1 protein-coding gene is annotated in these 1770 nt (G+C 68.7%); it reads left to right on the top strand.

Going from position 1 to position 1770, the window contains the following annotated elements:
• A partial coding sequence (katG, locus tag ACWGIU_RS37160; RefSeq protein WP_453712475.1) for a catalase/peroxidase HPI occupies positions 1-1768 on the top strand: 1768 nt, incomplete at its 5' end.
• Positions 1769-1770: the final 2 nt, after the last annotated feature.

Genomic DNA, 1770 nt, shown 5'->3' with positions numbered 1-1770 from the left:
GCAGAAGTACGGGCGGAGGATCTCCTGGGCCGACCTGCTGGTCTTCGCCGGTAACTGCGCCATGGAATCGATGGGGTTCAAGACGTTCGGCTTCGGCTTCGGCCGGGAGGACATCTGGGAGCCGGAGGAAATCTTCTGGGGGCCCGAGGACACGTGGCTCGGAGACGAGCGCTACAGCGGCGACAGGGAACTCTCCGGTCCTTTCGGTGCCGTGCAGATGGGTCTGATCTACGTCAATCCGGAGGGGCCCAACGGCAATCCGGACCCGATCGCCGCCGCCCGGGACATCCGCGAGACGTTCGCGCGCATGGCCATGAACGATGAGGAGACGGCCGCACTCATCATCGGCGGCCACACCTTCGGAAAGTGCCATGGCGCGGTCGACCCCGAGTACATCGGCCCGGAACCCGAGGCCTGCCCGATCGAGCAGCAGGGCCTCGGCTGGCGCAACAGCTACGGCAGCGGCTCGGGCGTCGACACGCTCACGAGTGGGCTGGAGGGGGCGTGGACCACGGAGCCGACGACGTGGGACAACGGGTACCTCGACAACCTGTTCCGGTACGACTGGGAGCTGACGAGGAGCCCGGCCGGTGCCCAGCAGTGGACTCCCACGGATCCCTCGGCCCAGGGCACGGTGCCCGATGCGCATGATCCGTCGAAGCGGCACGCGCCCATGATGCTGACGACGGACCTCGCCCTGAAACTGGATCCCGTCTACGGACCGATCGCCAAGGGCTTCCACGAGAACCCGGACCGGCTGGCGGATGCCTTCGCCAAGGCCTGGTACAAGCTTCTGCACCGCGACATGGGGCCCGTCTCCCGCTATCTGGGCCCGTGGATCGCCGAGCCTCAGCTCTGGCAGGACCCGGTTCCCCCGGTCGATCACGCGCTGGTCACCGACGCGGAGATCGCCGCCCTCAAGGCCACGATCCTCGCCTCAGAGCTGTCGGTCTCCCAACTGGTCACCACCGCGTGGGCTTCGGCGGCCAGCTTCCGCGGCACCGACAAGCGCGGCGGGGCCAACGGCGCGCGGCTCCGGCTCGCGCCCCAGAAGGACTGGGAGGTGAACGACGTGCCCGAGGTGACCGAAACGGTGCGGGCCCTCGACCGGATCCGGCAGGAGTTCAACGACTCCCACGACGGAGGCACGAAGGTGTCCCTCGCCGACCTGATCGTCCTGGGCGGGTGCGCGGGCGTCGAGCGGGCGGCGAAGAGCGGCGGGCACGACATCACGGTGCCCTTCGTGCCGGGGCGCACTGACGCCTCGCAGGAGCAGACCGATGTGGATTCGTTCGCCGTGCTGGAACCGCGGGCGGACGGGTTCCGCGGCTACCTCCGGGCGGGCGAGAAGCTGTCACCGGAGACTCTCCTGCTGGACCGGGCCAACCTCTTGACCCTCACCGCGCCCGAGATGACGGTCCTGATCGGTGGCATGCGGGCGCTGAACACCGGCCGCGGGCAATCGCCGCACGGAGTCTTCACCGACCGGCCGGAGACGCTGACCAACGACTTCTTCGTCAACCTGCTCGACATGGGGACGGAGTGGAAGCCGTCGGCCTCCGACGAGAACGTGTTCGAGGGCCGGGACCGGAGGACGGGCGAGGTCAGGTGGACCGCGACCGCCGTCGACCTCGTCTTCGGTTCGCATTCCCAGCTCCGGGCGGTCTCCGAGGTCTACGCGTCCGAGGACGCGGGAGGGAAGTTCGCGCGTGACTTCGTGTCCGCCTGGGACAAGGTGATGAACCTCGACCGCTTCGACCTCGCCTGAGC

This window comes from Streptomyces sp. NPDC054840, from assembly GCF_053611065.1.
This window is presented reverse-complemented; position numbering and strand designations above follow the sequence as displayed.